This window comes from Tissierellales bacterium, from assembly GCA_035301805.1.
Classification (GTDB): Bacteria; Bacillota; Clostridia; order Tissierellales; family DATGTQ01; genus DATGTQ01.
Map to the genome: position 1 here is coordinate 1 of DATGTQ010000196.1, position 4,840 is coordinate 4,840.

Below are 4,840 nucleotides of genomic sequence, written 5' to 3' on the forward strand. Positions count from 1 at the left end.
AATATTAGTATTTTCTGCAATATACATAGTTGCTGCACTTTCTAAACTTCTTACATTTGCATTATGTGCACTTATATCAGCTTTCCTCGTTGTACCTGCTAGTCTTGGTACCGCTATTAGTGCTAGAATTCCTAATATGGCTATTACTACTACCAATTCAATTAATGTAAATCCCCTGTTATCTTTTGCTAAGTTTTTAATAATCCTTTCAAACACTTTATTTCCCCCTTTTGAATTAATCTTATTTATATTTTATATAATAAAAGGCTGCACAAATAATTGAATATTATTTATGCAGCCGAACGATCCTAATTATTTCCTACTACTATAATTTTAGACTCAGGCTTTGCGCCACTACCTTTCGATAGCTTTGCCCTATTTTTATTTTATATTGTTTACTTATATTACAATCATGTTTCAATATGTGACTTTTAGCTTTTTATTATCCTATAATTTATCATTGTTTAAATTGTATCAATCATGTCAAACATAGGCATTGCCATAGCTATTACTATGAATCCAATCACAAAGGCCATTATAACTATTAAAATAGGTTCTAGCATTGTAGTTGTTTTTTCTAAAGAAACCTCCACTTCTTCATCGTAAAAGTCTGCAGTTCTTAAAAGTATTTCATCTAAAGAACCAGACTCCTCTCCAACTTTAATCATTGAATATACCATTGGTGGAAAAACCCCAATTTCTTTAACTATAGTTGAAAGAGAATCTCCCTTCTGTATATTTTCTATCCCTTTTTCAAAGCCCTTTTTTACTACTTCATTATTTACCACTTTACCGACTATTTCTATAGTCTGAATTAAAGGAATTCCACTAGACAACAATGTTGAAAGGGTTCTTGTAAATCTTGAGGTGATAATCTTTATATTTGTTTTTTTAATCCCCGGGAACTTAATTTTTATGGTATCTAAATAAAGTTTACCTATTAAGGTTTTCTTAAGGTATTTAACACCTGACACTATTGAAGCAATAATTATTATGTAAATAAACCAATATTTTTCTACTCTATAACTCATATTTAGTAGAAGCCTAGTAGGTCTCGGCAAAGTTGAACCACTGCTTTCAAACATATTAATGAAAGTAGGCATTACTACAGTTAATAAAAATATCACTACTGCTATAGATACAATAATAAGTATTACTGGATATAAAAAAGCCGTCTTTACTTTGTTTTCAATATTATTTTCTTTTTCATAATGAATCGCCATTCTTTCCATAATATCCTCTAGGGTACCACTAGCTTCGCCTGCTTCAACCATACTTACTAAAAGTGTAGAAAACACCTTTTCGTGTTTACCCATAGCCTGAGATAAACTTATTCCTTTTTGAACATCTTCATTAACTTGTCCAATTGCATATTTAAAAGTTTTATTTTCAGCTTGCTTTTCTAAAATATTTAAACAATCAATTATATTAATGCCTGAATGAAGCATTGTATAAAACTGTCTACAAAAAATAGCAATATCTTTTTTCCTTACTGATGAACTAAATATTCTAATATTTTTTAATTTCTTTTCTTTGGTTTCTTCAATTGAAATCGGTAAATAGTCGTTCCCGTTAAGCATAGATAAAACCTCTTGAGAACTTTCCCCTTCAAATGTTCCTTCAATTATCTTTCCAGTCTCTGTAACTGCTTTATATCTAAAATTCAATATATCACCACCTTACTGGATATATCGTTTTAGTAACTCTACATTGTAGCCATGGTTTAAGGCAACTTCTCCTGATATTACCCCTTTATTATATAAATGTAAAATTGCATTATCCATTGTTTCCATACCGCAATTTCCTCCCGTTTGTATAGAGGTATTTATTTGATGAACTTTTTCTTCTCTTATTAAATTTCTAATAGCAGGTGTAGCAACCATGACTTCAAAAGCTGCTATTCTTCCACTTCCATCAGACTTTTGCAATAGTTGCTGAGATAATATTCCTTGTATTACTGACGCCAACTGAATTCTTATTTGTTGTTGCTGATGGGGAGGAAAAACATCTATAATCCTGTCTATAGTTTTAGATGCTCCCAAGGTGTGTAATGTTGATATTACTAAATGACCTGTTTCCGCTGCAGTTAAGGCTATTTTTATAGTCTCTAAATCTCTCATTTCCCCTACTAGAATCACATCTGGATCTTGCCTTAAGGCTGCCCTAAGAGCATTTGTAAAGTTTAAGGAATCATTTCCTATTTCCCTTTGACTTACTATACTTTTATTATGTTTGTGTAAATACTCTATTGGGTCCTCAAGGGTAAGTATATGACAATTCCTTTCCCGATTTATTTCATCAATAATAGAAGCTAAAGTAGTAGATTTTCCACTACCAGTTGGTCCGGTGACTAGTATAAGACCTCTTGGAACTCTTGCTAATTCTTTTACCACTGATGGTACTCCTAATTCCTCCATAGTAGGTATTGTTAATGGAATAATTCTTAAAGCCATTCCATAGTTTCCTAACTGTTTATAAACATTAACACGAAATCTACCTACTCCTAGACTTGAAAAAGATAGATCTATTTCTCCTTTTTCCCTCAACTCTTGTAATTGTTCTTCTTTTAGAACTGATTTAACTAATTTTTCTGTATCCCTAGGTTTTAATTTCCCTTCTCCATATTTCTGTAAATTACCATCAATCCTAAATACGGGAGGCATACCTACAGTTATATGAAGGTCAGATGCATTCTTACTGATTCCAACTTTAATTAAATCTAAAAGTTCCAAATTCCTCACCCTATTCCCATATATATCCTGCCCTTAAAACTTCCTCCACTGTAATAGTGCCTTTTAAGGCTAATCTTTTTGCATTATTCAATAAAGTTACCATTCCTTTTTCTATAGCCATATTTCTAATTTTATCAGTAGAAACATTTTTATCTATTAATTCCCTAATATCAGCGTCTATATTCATAACTTCATGAATAGCGATTCTTCCTTGAAAACCTTTATTACAAAAGTTACATCCTTTTGGTCTGTATAATATTACATTCTGATTTACACCTAAATCCAATATTCTTTTTTCTATAGTGCTGGCCTTATAGGCCTCTTTGCAATTACTACATAGTTTCTTTACTAATCTTTGGGATAATATTCCTATGACAGCTGACGAAATTAAATAAGGTTCGATACCCATATCTACAAGTCTTGATATACTTGACGCTGTATCATTGGTATGAAGTGTGGAAAAAACTAAATGCCCAGTTATGGCTGCTCTAACTGCTATGCTTGCTGTCTCAGCATCTCTTATTTCTCCTATCATAATAATATCTGGATCCTGTCTAAGGATTGATCTAAGTCCATTAGCAAAAGTAAGACCTGCTTTATTATTTACTTGAACTTGATTTATACCTTTCAATTTATATTCTACTGGATCTTCTACAGTAATAATATTTTTTTCTTCTCTATTTAACTCTCTTAGAACACTGTATAAAGTTGTAGTCTTGCCACTTCCTGCTGGCCCTGTCGTCAATATTATGCCATAAGGTTTCATTAAAATATTATTAAACACTTTCAAATCATTTTCAGAAAATCCTAATTCTTCTTTTTTAAACATAAAATTATTTCTATCTAAGAGTCTAATAACAATTTTTTCACCGTAGACTGTAGGTAAGGTGGAAATACGCATATCTATTTTTCTTTCTCCTACAAAATTTTCAATTCTTCCATCTTGAGGGATTCTCTTTTCCCCAATATCCATATCAGCTATAATTTTAATTCTCGTCACTATAGAAGGCAAGGTTTCCTTAGGTAGTTTCATTATTTCTTGCAAATCACCGTCAACTCTATTTCTAACTTTTACTTCATCACTAAAAGGTTCTATATGTATATCACTTGCATTCATTTTTACAGCTTGGCTAATAATAGAGTCTACCAACCTTACAACAGGAGCCTCTGCCACATCTATAAGCTCTTTCTCTTCAATATCTTTAGAAGAATTATCATCATAGGATTCTTCAAACTTAGCTATTAATTTTTTTGCTGTTTCTTCTTCATAGTATTTATCAATGGCATTTAAAATATCTTCTTCCCCTGATATAACTGGCTGAATCCTATAACCTGTAGCTAATTTTATATCATCAATGGCAAATATATTTAGTGGATCCACCATAGCTACTACTAGACAATTACTTTTTATATCAATAGCAATTAATTCATATCTTCTAGCTATACTTTCAGGTATCAGCTTTGGTATTTTAGGATTTATTAAGCATTTTTCTAAATCTATATAGGAAATTCCCAGTTGTAACTCTAATATTTCATCCACATCTTTCCGAGATACATAACCTAAATCTACAAGGGTTTCTCCAATTCTTTTATTAGTTATCTTTTGCAATCTTAAACCTTCTTCTAATTCTTCTCTTGTTATTTTGCCCATATATATAAGATATTCACCTAACTTTTTACTCTTATTAACCATTAGGCCCACCTTTTCTCAAGTAATAAATTAACTGCTTATCCATATATTCGATATAAATCCACGCCATTTATCTTAATTCACCAGTTTAATTATCCCTACATATACAGTCTCTAGGTTTTACTATATACATTCTATATATCAATCATATTTCCTTTAATAAAATACAAAATTTTTCTTATAAAATATATTTATTGCATTTACAGAACAGTTTTTAGCTGAATAAAATCTAAAATAACAGGGAAATAATCCCTGCTATTTTAAACCTTCTTAATAAAGGTCCCATCATCTATCTGTTTAAATGCTGTTCTCAACTCTTCTTTTGTGTTCATAACTACTGGCCCACCCCAAGCTATTGGCTCCTTTATTGGTTTACCAGATAATAATAAAAATCTTACTCCTTTTTCATTAGCTCTAA

At 31.0% G+C, this 4,840-nt stretch carries 5 protein-coding genes and 1 riboswitch; all 5 genes read right to left on the minus strand.

The features are described 5' to 3' along the window. A partial coding sequence (locus tag VK071_10240; protein ID HLR35686.1) for a prepilin-type N-terminal cleavage/methylation domain-containing protein occupies positions 1-216 on the minus strand: 216 nt, incomplete at its 3' end. Positions 217-290: 74 nt separating this feature from the next. Next, a riboswitch (cyclic di-GMP riboswitch) is annotated at positions 291-385 on the minus strand. Positions 386-464: 79 nt separating this feature from the next. Next, positions 465-1,667, minus strand: coding sequence for a type II secretion system F family protein (locus VK071_10245; protein HLR35687.1), 1,203 nt, complete (start codon positions 1,665-1,667; stop codon positions 465-467). Positions 1,668-1,679: 12 nt separating this feature from the next. After that, complete coding sequence (locus VK071_10250) at positions 1,680-2,732, minus strand: type IV pilus twitching motility protein PilT (protein ID HLR35688.1); 1,053 nt, start codon at positions 2,730-2,732, stop codon at positions 1,680-1,682. 10 nt (positions 2,733-2,742) lie between these two features. Further along, a complete protein-coding gene (locus VK071_10255; GenBank protein ID HLR35689.1) occupies positions 2,743-4,425 on the minus strand; it encodes an ATPase, T2SS/T4P/T4SS family in 1,683 nt (560 codons plus the stop codon). A gap of 257 nt (positions 4,426-4,682) precedes the next feature. Beyond that, positions 4,683-4,840: pirin-like C-terminal cupin domain-containing protein (locus VK071_10260; protein ID HLR35690.1), on the minus strand; the 158-nt coding region annotated here is incomplete at its 5' end.